The 16,316-nt window shown below is 68.3% G+C and carries 18 protein-coding genes; 8 read left to right on the plus strand and 10 right to left on the minus strand.

Features of this window, described 5'->3' with window-relative positions; all coding sequences use genetic code 11:
* Positions 1–121: 121 nt before the first annotated feature.
* Both EJI01_RS20840 and EJI01_RS20845 read right to left on the minus strand, forming a co-directional pair.
* Positions 122–661, minus strand: coding sequence for a hypothetical protein (locus tag EJI01_RS20840; protein WP_126839032.1), 540 nt, complete (start codon positions 659–661; stop codon positions 122–124).
* Entirely contained in the window at positions 658–984 is a 327-nt protein-coding gene (locus EJI01_RS20845) for a DUF6172 family protein (protein WP_126839033.1), read from the minus strand. Before EJI01_RS20845 ends, EJI01_RS20840 begins: the two co-directional genes overlap by 4 nt.
* Between EJI01_RS20845 and EJI01_RS20850 the strand changes: the two genes are divergently transcribed.
* Positions 983–1,261, plus strand: coding sequence for a hypothetical protein (locus EJI01_RS20850; RefSeq protein WP_126839034.1), 279 nt, complete (start codon positions 983–985; stop codon positions 1,259–1,261). The two genes, EJI01_RS20845 and EJI01_RS20850, sit on opposite strands and share 2 nt — an antisense overlap.
* A gap of 71 nt (positions 1,262–1,332) precedes the next feature.
* Here the strand turns inward: EJI01_RS20850 and EJI01_RS20855 are convergent, their stop codons facing one another.
* From EJI01_RS20855 to EJI01_RS20865, 3 genes are all read right to left on the minus strand, one after another.
* Positions 1,333–2,088: a fumarylacetoacetate hydrolase family protein gene (locus EJI01_RS20855; protein ID WP_126839035.1), complete on the minus strand. Its 756-nt coding sequence runs from the start codon at positions 2,086–2,088 to the stop codon at positions 1,333–1,335.
* 61 nt (positions 2,089–2,149) lie between these two features.
* The gene (locus EJI01_RS20860) at positions 2,150–3,130 is read right to left on the minus strand and encodes a Bug family tripartite tricarboxylate transporter substrate binding protein (RefSeq protein WP_126839036.1); all 981 of its coding nucleotides are present in this window, start codon (positions 3,128–3,130) and stop codon (positions 2,150–2,152) included.
* Between the two features lie 32 nt (positions 3,131–3,162).
* Complete coding sequence (locus EJI01_RS20865) at positions 3,163–4,404, minus strand: pyridoxal-phosphate-dependent aminotransferase family protein (protein ID WP_126839037.1); 1,242 nt, start codon at positions 4,402–4,404, stop codon at positions 3,163–3,165.
* Positions 4,405–4,531: 127 nt separating this feature from the next.
* Between EJI01_RS20865 and EJI01_RS20870 the strand changes: the two genes are divergently transcribed.
* Positions 4,532–5,230 carry a GntR family transcriptional regulator gene (locus EJI01_RS20870; protein ID WP_126839038.1) on the plus strand — a complete coding sequence of 233 codons (699 nt, stop codon included), beginning with the start codon at positions 4,532–4,534 and terminating at the stop codon, positions 5,228–5,230.
* A 10-nt stretch (positions 5,231–5,240) separates the two neighbouring features.
* A complete protein-coding gene (locus EJI01_RS20875; RefSeq protein WP_126839039.1) occupies positions 5,241–8,285 on the plus strand; it encodes an FAD-binding and (Fe-S)-binding domain-containing protein in 3,045 nt (1,014 codons plus the stop codon).
* A 19-nt stretch (positions 8,286–8,304) separates the two neighbouring features.
* Here the strand turns inward: EJI01_RS20875 and EJI01_RS20880 are convergent, their stop codons facing one another.
* Complete coding sequence (locus EJI01_RS20880) at positions 8,305–8,730, minus strand: MarR family winged helix-turn-helix transcriptional regulator (RefSeq protein ID WP_126839040.1); 426 nt, start codon at positions 8,728–8,730, stop codon at positions 8,305–8,307.
* A 224-nt stretch (positions 8,731–8,954) separates the two neighbouring features.
* Between EJI01_RS20880 and EJI01_RS20885 the strand changes: the two genes are divergently transcribed.
* Both EJI01_RS20885 and EJI01_RS20890 read left to right on the plus strand, forming a co-directional pair.
* Positions 8,955–9,440, plus strand: coding sequence for a tripartite tricarboxylate transporter TctB family protein (locus EJI01_RS20885; protein WP_126839041.1), 486 nt, complete (start codon positions 8,955–8,957; stop codon positions 9,438–9,440).
* A gap of 13 nt (positions 9,441–9,453) precedes the next feature.
* Positions 9,454–10,968: a tripartite tricarboxylate transporter permease gene (locus EJI01_RS20890; protein WP_126839042.1), complete on the plus strand. Its 1,515-nt coding sequence runs from the start codon at positions 9,454–9,456 to the stop codon at positions 10,966–10,968.
* 54 nt (positions 10,969–11,022) lie between these two features.
* Here EJI01_RS20890 and EJI01_RS20895 read toward each other — a convergent pair whose 3' ends face one another.
* Positions 11,023–11,937 carry an EamA family transporter gene (locus tag EJI01_RS20895; protein ID WP_185878992.1) on the minus strand — a complete coding sequence of 305 codons (915 nt, stop codon included), beginning with the start codon at positions 11,935–11,937 and terminating at the stop codon, positions 11,023–11,025.
* A gap of 74 nt (positions 11,938–12,011) precedes the next feature.
* On the opposite strand from EJI01_RS20895, the gene EJI01_RS20900 reads away from it, so the two are divergent.
* Positions 12,012–12,524 (plus strand): MarR family winged helix-turn-helix transcriptional regulator, encoded by a 513-nt coding sequence (locus EJI01_RS20900; RefSeq protein ID WP_126839043.1) that lies wholly within the window; start codon positions 12,012–12,014, stop codon positions 12,522–12,524.
* Between the two features lie 3 nt (positions 12,525–12,527).
* The gene (locus EJI01_RS20905; RefSeq protein WP_126839044.1) at positions 12,528–13,190 is read left to right on the plus strand and encodes an NUDIX hydrolase; all 663 of its coding nucleotides are present in this window, start codon (positions 12,528–12,530) and stop codon (positions 13,188–13,190) included.
* A 19-nt stretch (positions 13,191–13,209) separates the two neighbouring features.
* Here the strand turns inward: EJI01_RS20905 and EJI01_RS20910 are convergent, their stop codons facing one another.
* From EJI01_RS20910 to EJI01_RS28845, 3 genes are all read right to left on the minus strand, one after another.
* The gene (locus EJI01_RS20910; protein WP_126839045.1) at positions 13,210–14,277 is read right to left on the minus strand and encodes an ABC transporter substrate-binding protein; all 1,068 of its coding nucleotides are present in this window, start codon (positions 14,275–14,277) and stop codon (positions 13,210–13,212) included.
* Between the two features lie 251 nt (positions 14,278–14,528).
* A complete protein-coding gene (locus tag EJI01_RS20915) occupies positions 14,529–14,933 on the minus strand; it encodes a cupin domain-containing protein (protein WP_126839046.1) in 405 nt (134 codons plus the stop codon).
* A 31-nt stretch (positions 14,934–14,964) separates the two neighbouring features.
* Positions 14,965–15,345 (minus strand): helicase SNF2, encoded by a 381-nt coding sequence (locus EJI01_RS28845; protein WP_185878993.1) that lies wholly within the window; start codon positions 15,343–15,345, stop codon positions 14,965–14,967.
* 371 nt (positions 15,346–15,716) lie between these two features.
* Here EJI01_RS28845 and EJI01_RS20925 point away from each other — a divergent pair, with 371 nt between their 5' ends.
* Entirely contained in the window at positions 15,717–16,178 is a 462-nt protein-coding gene (locus EJI01_RS20925; protein WP_126839047.1) for a DUF6130 family protein, read from the plus strand.
* Positions 16,179–16,316: the final 138 nt, after the last annotated feature.

The raw sequence follows: 16,316 nt of genomic DNA on the forward strand, positions 1-16,316 counted from the left end.
AGAGAGTGTCGTGCCGATGAGTACTAAAGCCTGCGTCATTATGTTGCGGTGCAGCGGAATGTCACGCGTCGCCATCCCGTGCCGGCGTAGTCCCAGGCCTACCCTGAAGGGGCTGCGGAGCTCAGGCGCGATCGAGCAGCCGCAGCACGCGCCCATCGCCGACGAAGGATTCGCCGACCAGCATCCGGAACGCGGCGTCGGGCCGGAAGCGCGGCAGTGCGACTGTCGGTGCCAGGAACTCGACTTCGAGCGCCTGCGCCGTTCCGCGCCGGAATGCACGGCCGGGCGCCACGAACAACCGGGCCGAGAAGCCTTCGTTATCCACCACCAGCGCGCAGCGGTACTCCCCTTCGGCGATGGGCGTGTCTTCCGAAGGCAGTTGCGATGGGCGCAGCGTGAGTTCGACCAGGGCGTGCGGATGGAATGCGCCCTTGGCCTCGAAGCCCGCTGGATCGGCGCCCGCCGGGGCCTTGCGCCGCCGCTTCGCCATGAGCCAGGCGATGACGCTGCCGATGACCGGCAGCCACAGCACCATCAGCAGCGTGCCGATGTCGCGCGCGGTCGATCCCGGCGCCGCGAAATGCCGCAGCAGCGCGCCGCCGGCTGCCACGCACAGCAGCGCGATCACGATCAGCCGGCGCCGTGCCTGGATGGTGGTCACGGGGCGGCCGGGTCGGGTTCTGCGTCCGTCGCATCCGCGGGCCGGCTGCGCCGATGGCCGGGCTTGGCCAGGATCTCGGCATAGAACTGCGCGCCGCCCTCCTTCGCCACGCCGTCGACCAGCGCCGTGAGCGCGGACAGGTGAACCGGCTCGGCCGTTTCGGGCGTCGCACCGAACTTGCAGTCGAAGTCCCAGAAGTCCGCGCCCTCGGGCAGATCGCGCCGCCGTTCGCGCTTGACGTACTTGCGAAGCTCGTGCTTGACGGCATCCAGAACCCGGTTGGGGTTCTTGCCTTCGATGTGAAGCTGGAATGTCTTTTTCATGGGCGATCCTAACGCGCCGGCACCGGGCCGCACGCCCTCCGGCGCGGTGACAGCGCGGCGCGAAATGCGCGATCATCCCGCCATGGATCCCATCACCTCCATCGATCGCTACGTACCCGATTACACGCACGCCTGCGAGGTGTGCGGCACCACGCCGGTGGTGGCCGGCATGAAGGCCGAGAGGCTGGTCTATCTCGCCACCATGTGCGGCCCCTGCCTGTGGAGCGAGCCCAAGGCCCTCGACCCTGCCACCTGGAACGAGCAGCCTCCGGCTTGACGCGCCTCGGGCCTTGAACGGAAATCGCGATCCGCACCCCGCGCCGGGGCGAGGGCTGAGCAAGAAGGGTCTCAAAGCCGGGCTTCGGCGCGGCCGATGCCCGGAAACTCGACGACCACCGCATCGCCGGCAGCGACCGGCAGCACGCCGACCCAGGATCCGGTCGTGACCACGGTGCCGGCGGGCACCATGGTGCCGTTGCGCGTCGCGTGCCGGAGCCAGGCCGGCAGCAGCCAGACGGGGTCGCCCAGCGGATGGGTCCCGGTGCGCAGCACCGGCTCGCGCGCGCCGATGCGCGTCTCGCAGCGCTGCGCCGCCCAGTCGCACGCGGTGTAGGGAATCCATGTGCCGAGCACCAGCGCGCCGTGCGACTGCTGATCGGCGAGGCGCAGCCACGCCGACGCCTGCGCCGGGTCCTTCCAGCGCGAATCGACGATTTCGATCGAGACGGCCATCGCATCGACCACTGCCGAAGCGTTCTGCGGCGTGAGCGCGGCGGCGCGCTCGGGCGTGACGTTCGCGCCGAGCCGCAGCGCGATCTCGGCCTCGATGCCCGGCGCGTTGAAGTGCATGTCTGCGAATTGCGCGGGGCTCGCGCGCACGCCGGCCGGCGGCAGCGGCGCATGGGTGAGCACGGCGTCGCGCGAAGGACCGCCCGATTTCCAGTGGCCCGGCACGGCCGCATCGTCGAACCACCCCATCGCCGCCGCCACGCCTTCCTGCACGCGGTAGGCTTCTGCGGCATCGCCCACGCTGCCTTGCCACGCGGCGGCATCCAGCGCGCGGCCCTCGCGCCAGGCCGAGGCCAGCGCCTGCGCCAGCTCCATCACTGGATAACCTCCGTGCTCCGCACTGCGGTGCGAGCCCCTTCGGGCGGCCGGGCGTGGCTCATGCGTCGACCTTCACCTTGCCGTCCTTGACGACCTTGGCCCACTTCGTGATCTCGCTCGCGATGAACTGCCTGAACTTCTCGCGCGAGCCGCCGCCGTCCTCGGCGCCGTAGGTGTCGAGCCGCTCCTGCACGTCGGGCATCGCGAGCACCGTGTTGACGTCGCGGTTGATCTTGTCCGCAATGCCGGCCGGCAGCTTGCCCGGGCCCGCGAGGCCGTACCAGGTGGTGGCCTCGAAGCCGTCGAAGCCCTGCTCCTGCATGGTCGGAATGCCGGGGTGGCCCTTGGCGCGCTTGGTGCGCGTCTGCGCCACGCCGATCACCTTGCCGCTCTTCACGTGCGGCGTGGCCGCGGTCATGGTCTCGAAGCTGTATTGGATCTGGCTGCCCATCAGGTCGGCCAGCAACGGGCCGCTGCCCTTGTAGGGCACGTGCAGCGCATCGACCTTGGCCTGCAGCTTGAACATCTCCAGTGCCAGGTGCTGCGCCGAGCCGGCGCCGGCCGAGCCGAAGCTCACCTTGCCGGGCTCCGCGCCGCAGAGCGCCACGATGTCCTTCACCGACACCGCCTTCTGCGTCGGGCTCGCGATCAGCAGGTTGGGCGTGACGCCGACCAGCACGATGGGCACGAAGTCGCGCTCCACGCTGTAGCGCAGCTTGGGCTGCAGGGTAGGCGCGAGCGCATGGCTGTTGATGTGCGCCATCAGGAGCGTGCTGCCGTCGCTCGGCTGCGTCGACACGTAGTCCGCAGCGAGCACGCCCGCCACGCCGCCCTTGTTCTCGACGATGACCGACTGGTTCCACATCACCGACAGCTTGGTCGCCACCACGCGCGCCAGTGCATCGGTGCCGCCGCCCGGCGGAAAGCCGACCACGATGCGCACCGGCCCGTTGGGCCATTCCTGCGCGAACACGCGCGGCACTCCGAGCGTGACCGCCGCGGCCGCGCCCGCGGCCTGGATGAGGGAACGTCGCTGCATCTGTCGGTCTCCTTGTTGGTGAATGAATGGGCTCAGGCGGCCTTCTGCAATGCCGCCGGTGCCGCGTGGCTCGCGAAGTGGTCCATCGTGGCTTGCACGCCGCTCGCCGCGAGCTTCACGCCCGAGAGCTTGAGCCCCATCTCGACGCCGGCCACCATCGCGACCAGCGTGAGGTCGTTGCTGTCGCCCAGGTGGCCCATGCGGAACATGCGGCCCTTGAGCTTGCCGAGGCCGGTGCCGAGCGAGAGGTCGAAGCGCTGGTGGATCAGGCGCCGCAGCGCATCCGCATCCACGCCTTCGGGCGTGATGACGCCGGTCAGCACCGGCGAGTACACCGCGGGGTCGGCGCACTGGATCGGCAGGCCCCAGGCCTCGACAGCGGCGCGCACGCCGGCGGCCCAACGCTGGTGGCGTGCGAACACCTTGTCCAGGCCCTCGCCGAGCAGCATGTCCAGCGACTCGGCCAGGCCGTAGAGCAGGTTGGTGTTGGGCGTGTAGGGCCAGTAGCCGTCCTTGTTCATCTCGACGATCTCGTCCCAGGCCCAGAAGGCACGCGGCAGCCTGGCGCTCTTCGATGCTTCGAGCGCGCGCGGCGAAAGGGCGTTGAAGCTGATGCCCGGCGGCAGCATCAGGCCCTTCTGCGAGCCGCTGATCGTGACGTCCACACCCCACTCGTCATGGCGGAAGTCGGCGCTCGCGAGGCCCGAGATGCTGTCCACCATCAGGAGCGCCGGATGGCCCGCCGCATCGATGGCGCGGCGCACGGAAGCGATATCGGAGGTGACGCCGGTCGAGGTCTCGTTGTGCACGACGCACACGGCCTTGATCTTCTTCTCCGTGTCCTTGGCGAGGCGCGCCTCGATCAGGTCGGCCTGCACGCCGCGGCGCCAGCTCGGCGCGTGCGGCAGATGTTCATCGCTGCCCGACCAGGCCAGGAATTCGGTCGTGAGGCCCAGGCGCGTGGCCATCTTCTGCCACAGCGAGGCGAAGTGGCCGGTCTCGTACATCAGCACGTGGTCGCTGGGGCTCAGCGTGTTGGCAAGCGCCGCTTCCCAGGCGCCGGTGCCCGAAGAGGGGTAGATGACGACCGGATGCTTGGTCTTGAAGATCTTCTTAATGCCCGAGAGCACCTGCAGGCCGAGGGCGCCGAACTCGGGGCCGCGGTGGTCGATGGTGGGCAGGCTCATGGCCCGCAGGATGCGGTCCGGCACCGGGCTCGGGCCGGGGATCTGGAGGAAGTGCCTGCCGGTGGGATGGAAGTCGAGTTGAAGCATGCGAGACTGTCCTTTCTTTTTCAGTTTTGCATGCAAAGTGCAATCTGTAGTGCTCGTTAACCCCTATCTAGCTTGGACTGAGAGGAGGTCGCTTTGCATTCAAAATGCATTCAGGACAAAGTGAACCATGGCCGAAATCATTGAAATCTCTCGCCTCGCGTTGCATGACCAAGTGGCAGCGCGGCTGCGCACCATGCTGGTCGAAGGCCAGATCGCACCCGGCGCCAAGCTCAACGAGCGCGAGCTCAGCGCGCAGCTGCGCGTCTCGCGCACGCCGCTGCGCGAAGCCATCAAGCTGCTGGCGGCCGAGGGCCTGGTGGACCTGCTGCCGAACCGCGGCGCGGTGGCCGTCAAGCTCACCGAGGCGGACGTGGTCAACACCTTCGAGCTGCTCGCCACGCTCGAAGGCATGTCGGGCGAACTCGCGGCCCAGCGCATCACCGACGAGGAGCTCGCCGAGCTGCGCGCGCTGCACTACGAAATGATGGCCTGCTTCGCGCGCCGCGACCTCTCGGGCTACTACCGCCTCAACGCGCGCATCCACACCGCGATCAACGACGCGGCCAGGAATCCCGTGCTCGCGAGCACCTACCGTTCGATCAACGCCCGCGTGCAGTCGCTGCGCTTTCGCACCAACCAGAACGAGGCCAAGTGGAAGAACGCGGTGGCCGAGCACGAGCGCATGGTCGAGGCCCTGGCCGCGCACGACGCGGCCGCGATGCGCACGCTGATGATCCAGCACCTCAACCGCAAGCGCGACACCGTGCTGGAGCTGCTGCGCGCCGGCGAGATCTATCCGGCCAAGACCCAGACGGCCAAGAACTGAATCGGACCTCATGCGCATCGAGCCCGCGAGCCACCTCCAGCCGGCCGGCGCCATCCCGCCGCCCAACGAGACATGCGAGGCGCTGGCACGGCGGCTCGCCGCCGAAACCGAGGGCGAGGTGCTGTTCGACGCCGCCTCGCGCGGCCGCTATGCGACCGACGCCTCGATCTACCAGATCATGCCGGCCGGCGTGCTGGTGCCGAAGACCGAGCGCGACATCGCGACCGCGATCGACATCGCGCGCGATCTCAAGGTGCCGGTGCTCGCGCGCGGCGGCGGCACCAGCCAGTGTGGCCAGACCACGGGCGCCGCGCTCGTCATCGACAACAGCAAGCACTTCCGGCGCGTGCTCGATCTCGACGTCGAAGCGCGCCGCGCCACGGTGGAGCCGGGCATCGTGCTCGACCATCTCAATGCGCAACTCAAGCCGCACGGCCTCTGGTTCCCGGTCGACGTGTCGACCAGCGCGCAGGCCACGCTCGGCGGCATGGCCGGCAACAACTCCTGCGGCTCGCGCTCCATCGCCTACGGCAACATGGTCCACAACGTGGCGGGCGCGAGCGCCTGGCTGTCCGACGGCGAGCTGGTCGACTTCGGCCCGGTCTCCGCCCTCGGCCCGCGCGCGGCCGACATCGCGCAGCATGTGCAGCAGCTCGCGCACCAGCACCGGCGCGAGATCGCCGAGCGCTGGCCCAAGGTGATGCGGCGCGTCGCCGGCTACAACCTCGACATCTTCGACAACCAGAGCGAGAAGCCGTACACGGACGACGGCAGCGTCAACCTCGCGCACCTGCTGGTCGGCGCCGAAGGCACGCTGGCCTACACCCGCAGCCTCACGCTCAAGCTCGCGGAGCTGCCGCGCGCCAAGGTGCTCGGCATCGTCAACTTCCCGAGCTTCCATGCCGCCATGGACGCGGCGCAGCACATCGTGAAGCTGGGGCCGACCGCGGTCGAGCTGGTCGACCGCACGATGATCGAGCTGAGCCTCGCCAACCCCGCCTTCAAGTCGACTGTCGAAACCGCGTTGATCGGCCGCCCCGCCGCCATCCTGCTGGTCGAGTTCTCGGGCAGCGAGAAGGCCTGGCTGCTGCCCAAGCTGAAGGACCTGGCCGACCTGATGGGCGACCTCGGCCTGCGTGGCAGCGTGGTGCATATGCCCGACGACGCGGCGCAGAAGAACCTGTGGGAAGTGCGCAAGGCCGGCCTCAACATCATGATGAGCCTCAAGGGCGACGGCAAGCCGGTGAGCTTCATCGAGGACTGCGCGGTGCCGCTCGAGCACCTGGCCGAGTACACCGACGGCCTGAGCGCCGTGTTCGCCAAGCACGGCACGCGCGGCACCTGGTATGCGCATGCCTCGGTGGGCACGCTGCATGTGCGCCCGATCCTCGACATGCGCACCGACGGCGCCGCGAAGATGCGCGCCATCGCCGAGGAGGCGAGCGCGCTGGTGCGCAAGTACAAGGGCGCCTTCAGCGGCGAGCACGGCGACGGCCTGTGCCGCGGCGAATGGATCGAATGGCAGTTCGGCCCCGCCATCAACGAGGCCTTCCGCGCCATCAAGAACAAGCTGGACCCGATCAATCTCTTCAATCCCGGCAAGATCATCGATCCGCCGAAGATGGACGACGGCGCACTGTTCCGCTTTGCGCCGCCGTCGGCGCCGCGGCCCTACAAGCGCATCCCGCTCGTGCCCGTGCTCGACTGGTCGGCCTGGAACGTGCAGGCCGACCCGGTGACCGAGGAGACCACCGCGCCCGGCACCGGCGGCGACGCCACCGGCGGCTTCGCCAAGGCCGTCGAGATGTGCAACAACAACGGCCACTGCCGCAAGTTCGACGCCGGCACCATGTGCCCGAGCTACCGCGTCACGCGCGACGAGAAGCACTTGACGCGCGGCCGCGCCAACACGCTGCGGCTCGCGGTCTCCGGGCAGCTCGGCCTCGAGGCTTTCACCGGCGAGGCCATGTACGAAACGATGGACCTCTGCGTCTCCTGCAAGGGCTGCAAGCGCGACTGCCCGACCGGTGTCGACATGGCGAAGATGAAGATCGAGTTCTTGTCCCACTACAAGAAGAAGCACGGCCACACGCTCAAGGACCGGCTGATCGCGAAACTGCCCGACTACGCGCATGCCGCGAGCCGCTTCCCCTGGCTCATGAACCTGCGCAACAGCGTGCCGGGCGCGGCCTGGCTCGGCGAGCGGCTGCTGGGCCTCTCGGCCAGGCGCTCGCTGCCCGCATGGCGCAGCGACACCTTCTGGCGCGCCGCGGATGCATCGATGTTCGTGAACCGCGACATGGCCATCGCCGCCGCCTGCGTGGGACGCAAGGTCGCGGTGCTGTTCGTCGACACCTTCAACGGCACCTTCGAAAGCGAGAACGCCTTCGCCGCAGCGCGCGTGCTCAAGGCGGCGGGCTACCTGCTGCATACGGTCGAGAAGGACGGCGGCCATCACTGCTGCGGCCGCACTTTTCTCGCGAACGGCATGGTCGACGAGGCCAAGGCCCGCGCCGGCGCGCTCGTCGATGCGCTGCTGCCGCTGGCCGAGGCCGGCGTCGCGATCGTCGGGCTCGAGCCGTCCTGCCTGCTGACGCTGCGCGACGAAACGCTGGTGATGGGCCTGGGCGCGAAGGCCGAAACGGTCGCGAAGGAAGCGCTGCTGTTCGAGGAGTTCATCGCGCGCGAAGCCAAGGCCGGCCGCTTCAGGCTGGCGCTCAAGCCTTCGGCCAAGCCGATCCTGCTGCACGGCCACTGCCACCAGAAGGCCTTCGGCGCCGTGAGCCCGATCCTCGATGTGCTGCGGCTCATTCCCGATGCGAAGCCGGAGCTGATCGAAAGCTCCTGCTGCGGCATGGCGGGCAGCTTCGGCTACGAGGCCTCGCACTACGAAGTGTCGATGCAGATGGCCGAGGCCGGCCTGCTGCCCGCGGTGCGCAAGAACCCCGACGCCATCATCGTCGCCGACGGCACCAGCTGCCGCCACCAGATCGCGGACGGCGCGCAGCGCGAAGCTGTGCACGTGGCGCGGCTGCTCGATACGCTGCGGGCCTGAGCCGCCGGCCGGACGCGGATTAGGGCTTGGCGCCGACGCTGCGCAGGCCGCTCGCGAGCCGCACCGCCTCGGCCAGTTCCTCGAGCTCGTCCGCGTGCGCGGTCGCAAGCTTGGCCAGCGTCCTGCGTCCCTTGGGAAGCAGATGCACCTCGACCTGGCGCCGGTCGACGGTGCTCGGTTTGCGCCGCACCAGCCCGGCCTCCTCGCAGCGCGAGACCAGCGCCACCACGCCATGCGGCTGCGCCTGCAGCCGCTCCGCGATCTCGCTCACCGTAGCCCATTCGCGGCCCGGGAATCCCTGCGTATGGAGCATCAGCTGGTACTGCAGCACGGTGATGCCGGCATCGCGTGCCGCGTCCTCGCTGAAACGCAGAAAGCTGCGCAGCCTGAACCTGAACTCGGAAAGCGCTTCCATGCGCTGCTTGGTGACCTGCTCCTCTTCCATGCGTGCAATGTAGCAAGCCGACGGTGTTCGCCGGCAGGGTAATTACTCATGATGTGATGTATAAAACCTCATAGCATGACGTAAATGGGCCGCGCGTCGATGGCTTCGTTGTGCGCGCCCGCGTGGTCGTTGCCGGCGCACGCCCGCAACGATCTCGGCCGCCCGGTGCGCCCGGGTTCCGGCCGCTCGCTTGTTCCAACGCTTCATCTCACGGAAATCCATTCATGAAGATCAAGAGTCAAAAGGACTTCTTCTCGGGCCTGATGTTCTGCGGCGTCGGCGCCGCCTTCGCCATCGGCGCCACGAACTACAACATCGGCACCGGCGCCCGCATGGGCCCCGGCTACTTCCCGCTCATGCTCGGCATCCTGCTGGCGCTGCTCGGCCTGCTGGTGATCGCGAGTGCCGTGACGGTCGACACTGGCGACGGCGAGCCGGTGGGCAGGATCGCCTGGAAGCCGCTTTTGCTGGTCATCGGCGCCAACCTGATCTTCGGCGTGCTGCTCGGCGGCCTGCCTTCCATCGGGCTGCCCGCCCTGGGGCTGATCGCCGCGATCTACGCGCTGGTGATCGTCGCGAGCCGCGCCGCCAAGAATTTTCCGATCAAGTCGGCGCTGATCCTTGCGACCGTGCTGGCCATCGGCAGCTATCTCACCTTCATCCTCGGCCTCAGCCTGCAGTTCCAGGTCTGGCCCACCTTCATCAGCTGAGGCCGACTTCGTCATGGAACTCATCGACAACCTTTCCATCGGCTTCGCCGCGGCGTTCACGCTGCAGAACCTGATCTATGCCTTCGTCGGCTGCCTGCTGGGCACGCTGATCGGCGTCTTGCCCGGCATCGGGCCCGTGCCCACGATCGCGATGCTGCTGCCCGTGACCTATGCGCTGCCGCCGGTGGCCGCGCTGATCATGCTGGCAGGCATCTACTACGGCTCGCAGTACGGCGGCTCGACCACCGCGATCCTGGTCAACCTGCCGGGCGAATCGTCTTCCGTCGTGACGGTGATCGACGGCCACCAGATGGCCAAGCGCGGCCGCGCCGGGGCAGCGCTCGCGACCGCGGGGATCGGGTCCTTCTTCGCCGGCAGCGTGGCCACGCTGGTGCTCGCCGCCTTTGCGCCGCCGCTGACCGAGCTGGCCTTCAAGTTCGGCCCGGCCGAATACTTCTCGCTGATGGTGCTGGGCCTGATCGGCGCCGTGGTGCTGGCCTCGGGCTCGCTGCTCAAGGCCATCTGCATGATCATCCTCGGCCTGCTGCTGGGCCTGGTCGGCACCGACGTGAACTCGGGCGTGGCGCGCTACAGCTTCGACATTCCGGAGCTCACCGACGGCATCAGCTTCATCGCGATCGCGATGGGCGTGTTCGGCTACGGCGAAATCATCTCGAACCTGTCGAAGCCCGAGGAGGATCGACAGGTCTACACGGCCGAAGTGCATGGGCTCTGGCCGACCCGAGAAGATTTCAAGAACATCGTGCCTGCGATCCTGCGCGGTACGACGCTGGGCTGCTCGCTCGGCATCCTGCCGGGCGGCGGCTCGCTGCTGTCGGCCTTCGCCTCCTACACGCTCGAGAAGAAGCTCAAGCTCAAGCAGGGAGAGATTCCGTTCGGACAAGGCAACATCCGCGGCGTGGCCGGCCCCGAGTCCGCGAACAATGCCGGCGCGCAGACTTCCTTCATCCCGCTGCTCACGCTAGGCATTCCGGGCAACCCGGTGATGGCGCTGATGGTCGGCGCGATGACCATCCACAACATCCAGCCCGGCCCGCAGGTGATGACCAGCAACCCCGAGCTGTTCTGGGGCCTGATCGCCTCGATGTGGATCGGCAATGCGATGCTCGTGATCCTGAACCTGCCGCTGATCGGCATTTGGATCAAGTTCCTGTCCATCCCCTACCGCTGGCTGTTCCCCGCCATCGTGCTGTTCTGCGCGATCGGCGTGTACTCGACCAACAACAACACCTTCGACATCTGGATGGTCGCGGTCTTCGGCGTCATCGGCTATGCCTTCATCAAGCTCGGCTGCGAGCCGGCGCCGCTGCTGCTGGGCCTGATCCTCGGGCCGATGATGGAAGAGAACCTGCGGCGTGCGCTGCTGCTCTCGCGCGGCGACTGGAGCGTGTTCGTCACGCGGCCGATCTCGGCCGGCCTGCTCGTCGCCTGCGCGCTGATGCTGGTGATCGTGCTCATGCCGGCCGTGCGTTCGAAGCGCGAGGAGGCCTTCGTCGAGGAGGGCTGAGCGCGCCGCTTCAGCGCCCGTCCCGCAAGGCAGGCGCCGGCTGGCGCTGACTCATTAGATAGCTTCCGCGCTACGCGCTGCGGTATTCGCCTTGGGAGCGGCCCGGCGGCTCATGGCCCACTGCACGGCGAGGATGCTCGCCAGCACCGCGACCAGCCCGAGGAGCGACAGGCCGCGCATCGCCTGTCCCAGCAAGGCCCAGCCGAGGATCACCGCGGTCAGCGGGCTCAGCAGCCCGAGCGAGGACACCGCCACCGGCGACAGCCGCGCGATGCCGCGGAACCACAGCGCATAGGCCACGAGCGCACCGACCAGCGAAAGATAGGCGTAGGCCGCGATGTGCGTGCCGCTCAGTACCGGCAGCGGCGGATCGATGGCCCATGCCATGGGCAAGAGGATCAGCCCGCCGAGCAACAACTGCCAGCCGGTGAGCGCCAGCACCGGCATCGCGGGCTGCCAGCGCCGCGTGAGAAAGGTGCCGGCCGCCATGCAGGCCGCGCCGGCCAGGGCCGCGGCGATGCCGATGGGATCCCATACCGTGCCCGGCGACAGCAGCAGTGCCGCCATGCCCGCGATGCCCAGCACCGCGGCGCCGACCGCCAGCCGCGGAGGCCGGTGCTGGTCGAAGGCCCAGGCGAGGCCCATCACCAGCAGCGGCTGAATCGCACCGACCACCGCGGCCAGTCCGCCGGGCAGCCGGTAGGCCGCGACGAACAGCAGCGCCTGGAAGAAGCCGATGTTGAGCGCGGACAGCACGATCAGTCGGCCCCACTCGCCGCGCGCCGGCAGGTGGCGGCAGTACAGCGCCAGCAGCAGCCCGGCCGGCAGCGCGCGCAGCAGGGCCGCGGTGAAGGGCCGGTCGGGCGGCAGCAGTTCGGTGGCGACGATGTAGGTCGAGCCCCAGATCGCCGGGGCCAGGCCGGTCAGGAGGACGTCGGTCCAGGCGATGGAGGCGTGTGCGTTGCGCATCGAATTTGTCTTCAGTTCAAGATAAACGAAGCCTAGCAGATAATCTCGAATTCAAGATAAACGGGGTTTTGGCCATGGGTGCGAAGAAGCGGCCGGCGGACGCGGTGGATGCGATCCTCGATCAGTGGCGGCGCGAGCGTCCGGACCTGGACGTGGGCGCGATGGGCACCATCGGCCGCATCAAGCGCTGCGCGGCGCTGCTGCAGCGCGAGCTCGACCGATGCTTCGCGGACTTCGGCATGACGCGCTGGGAGTTCGACGTACTGGCCACGCTGCGGCGCTCCGGCGCGCCCTACTGCCTGGCACCGACCGCCCTCTTCTCGTCGCTCATGATCAGCTCCGGCACCATGACGCACCGCCTCAAGGGGCTGGAGTCGCGCGGCTTCGTGAAGCGCATCGCCAGCCGCGAGGATGCGCGCAGCATGCTGGTGCAGCTCACGCCGGCCGGCCTGAAGCTGATCGACCGCGCGGTGGAGGCGCATGTGGCGAACGAGCAGCGCCTGCTGGCATCCATCAAGTCCGCGGACCTCGCGGCGCTCGATGCGCGCCTGGCCCTGCTGCTCGCCGCGCTGGAACCCAGGGAGTGACCGATGCTGCTCGATGACACGCTGCGTGCCCTGATCGCCGAACGGCTTCGCGTCTTCGAGCGCCAGGCGCTGAGCGCCGTCCCCGGCTCGAGGCGTGCGGCCGTCGCCCTTGCGCTCATCGAGGAAGGCGCCGGCGCGGCGCTGCCGGGACTTCCCGCGCCCGCGGCCTGGAGCCGCGACGCCGCGGTGCTGCTGACCCGGCGCCCGTCCCACATGCGCAATCACCCGGGGCAATGGGCGCTGCCGGGCGGCAGCATCGACGGCGCCGAGTCGCCGGAACAGGCTGCGCTGCGCGAACTGCACGAGGAAGTCGGCCTCGAGCTCGACGACAGCGCGATCCTCGGCCGGCTCGACGACTTCGTCACCCGCTCCGGCTTCGCGATCACGCCGGTCGTGGTCTGGGCCGGCGCCGCACGCGCGCTGGTGGCCAGCGAGGCCGAGGTCGCCAGCATCCACCGCATTCCGGTTGCCGAGTTCATGCGCGCGGATGCGCCGCTGCTCGACCCCATCGAGGACAGCGTGCACCCGGTGCTGCGCATGCCGGTCGGCGACGCCTGGATCGCGGCACCGACAGCGGCCTTCCTCTATCAGTTCCGCGAGCTGTGCATCGCCGGGCGCACCACGCGCGTCGCGCATTTCGAGCAGCCGCTGTTCGCGCGCCGCTAGCTGGCGGACTTCGCACTAGCTACTCGATCACCGCATCCGCCGACGCCAGGACCGAGCGCGGCACCACGATGCCGAGCGCCTTGACGGCCCTCCTGTCGATCACCAGCTCCAGCTTGGTGGCCTGCTCGAACGGAATTTCGGCCGGCTTCGCGCCCTTGAGGATCTGGTGGACCAGCGCTGCCGCACGCCTGAACATGGCGGGGAAGTCCGATTGGTACGAGGCCAGGCCGCCGCCGGTCAGGAAGTCGCGGCCGCCCCACACGGAAGGCATGCGCCGCCGCAGGCACAACTCGTTGAGCCGAACCCGATGCGTGTACGTGTTGGCGTCGGCGAGCACGACCAGGCCGCCGATCCCATCGCGTGCCATGGCGTCGAACGCGCCTTCGAAATCGTCCGGCCCCCGGGCCTGGTACAGGGAGATCTTGACCCCGAGCGTTCGCTCCCATTTGGGCATTTCGCTGCTCAGACCACCGCGCTGCACGGCGTTGGGATTGCTCAGGATTCCGATCCGACGCGCAGTCGGCACCAGTTCGCTCACGAGCTGCAAACGCTTGGCGACGACTTCCTGGGCAAACGCACTGATGCCGGTGATGTTCCCGCCGGGGCGCGCCATCGTCTCCGCGAGCTTCATCTCGACGGGGTCATCGACGCTGGCGGCAACCACCGGGACAGTGCGGGTTGCATCCCTGGCAACCCGCGCCGGCGCAGGAAAGGCCGCGACCAGGACATCGGGTTCGAGGCGCAGCAACTCGTCGGCCAGCTCGCGAAGGCGCTCATGCCTGCCCTCGGCCGATCGGTATTCGACGACGATGTTCTGGCCCTCGACGTAGCCGAACTCGCGCAGCCCCTGTCGAAAGGGTTCGACGACCGCTTGCTGCAAGACCTGATCGATCGGCGGCTCGATCAGGAACCCGATGCGCGCCTTGCGACCCACGACCTGCGCCAGCACCGGCTGCGGCGGCGCCAACAGGGCGAACGCCGCGGCAAGCGCTGTTCGACGATCGATCCGGCAGCCATGTCCATCCGGCAAGGGCCTCGAGAATCTGCACGCTGCGCGGCAGCTCGACGCGATGCGGATCGAATTCATGGCTGTCTCCTTCTGCGGCGACGACCTGAGGCTACTTCAGCAGCAAAAAAAAGCGAATGGGTCGAAGCGGTAAACGGCAGACACAAGCGCCTTAGGAAGCTCTAGCGATTCTTTCAGCCCACTTCAGGACTTGCAAGCGACGTGCTGCTGGAGGCCGGACAGCTGCACGTGCCGGAGCGCCACTCCCCCTGGCCATCTATGCGCCGGAGCCCTCTGCCGTGCGGCTGGTGCATCCTGCTGCGCGCGGACCTTCACTTGGTCACCACGATCGGGTTCCCCTTCTCGACGAGATAGGTGGCGAGCTCGGCCGCGTCGCCGCTGCCGACGTTCCTCGCCGCGTGGGCCGCTCCCGCCGGGATGAACAGCGACTCGCCGGCCTTGAGCGTGATGGGCGGCTTGCCCTCGAACTGGTACTCCAGCGAGCCTTCGAGCGCGTAGGCGATCTCTTCGCCCGGATGCGTGTGCATGCCGAACGCCGCTCCGGGGGCGAAGTCGACGCGCACCTGGATCACCTCGCGTCCGTGGCTGCCGAGGTCGTGCCGCAGCGCCTGGGTGCGCCCGATGCCCGAGGGTTGCTGCGCCTGCGCCAGAAGCGGGGCCAGGCTGCTGCCGGCGATCAGCACCGCTGCCGCCATCATTCGAATCGTTGGCTTCATGGGGATTCCTTGTTCAGCTCGGGTCGATTGCTCAGCTGCCCTCGGTGACGCCGCGCGCGGCGGTGGCCCTGGCTTCGGCCTGCACGGTGCGGCGATCGGTGGTGCTGGCGCCGCGGGAGACGACGCCTGCGGCAGCAACGTCGCCGTAGGGGTTCCCCTCGCGGGCAATGGCAACGGCCTGCGCACGCACGCCGGTGCGGTCGAGCGGGTTCGCGAGACGGGGGGCCACGCCTGCGAAAGCCGCCTCGCCGTAGGCGTCGGCGCGGTGTGCAGCAGTCACGGCCTGGGCACGCACCTCCGCGCGGCTTGAAGTCGAGTTGAATTTCAGTACGCCTTGGTACTCTTCCGCGCCCGCGCCCATGGCGAACAACGAAGAGAAGGCGGTGACGGTCAGGATGGTGGAGATCTTCATTTCATTTCTTTCAAGGTATGTGGCTGTCGAGGGTCCTCGTGTTCGTCGTCAGCCAGTTCGACGCAGGACTCGGACCGATTCGGCAGGGCCGTTCAGAACCGATGGGAGCGATTCTTGGGGCGGAACATCCCGCGAGCTGCGTGGACCGTATGCCTGTGTATCCGGGCCGGCTTTCACAACAGTAAATTTCACTGTCGACGCTTTGCAGGCCCGCCCGGCGCTGGCGGGATCCGCCGAGACGAAACGTACTGTGTGCGGCCTCGCGCGGGACACAGACGCATACGTTCTGCGCCCCAAAGAGGCGGCGCTCCACTGAAGATTCGGCTGCTCTAACAGGTCCTCATCCCTCAGACAAAGCCGAAGGAAACACCATGCGATCCTCTTTCAGACACCTTGCCATCGCCGCTGCCGGCGCGATCTTCTGCGCCGCAGCCTGGGCGCAAACTGCCGCGGATACCGGACGGCCGGCGGCTGTCATTCCGCTGGAATCGGAAGCGCCGCCGAAGCTCCATGTGTATGCGCCGTTGGCCGGGCCCCTGGCCCGGGGGGTCGTCATCGTCCAGTACCGCACGGAGAACACGCGAATCATCCCGGTCTTCGGCGCGGCCGCCGTCGAGGTATCGCCCCGGGTCGGCCATCTGCACGTGACACTCGACGACCGGCCCGGCACCTGGGCCCACACGAGCGCGGATCCCATCATCGTGGTGGGCTTGAAGCCCGGCGCGCACAAGATGCTGATCGAACTTGCCGATCCGAATCACAAGATCATTGCCAGCGAAACGATCAACGTGACTGTCCCGGAGCAGAAGGCGGCCGAAGCCCACAAGCACTGATCGACAGTTCTCGCCGCTAGTCCGCTGAATCATTGAAATGGGCGGTGAGGGACGCCCGAGACGGGATGCGATGCAAGGCGCAAAGCACAGCGATACCCGTAGGTATCGCGAGCATTTGCAACGCCGCAGCGCGCCCGT

It is taken from the genome of Variovorax sp. MHTC-1, assembly GCF_003984645.1.
Lineage (GTDB): Bacteria > Pseudomonadota > Gammaproteobacteria > Burkholderiales > Burkholderiaceae_C > Variovorax.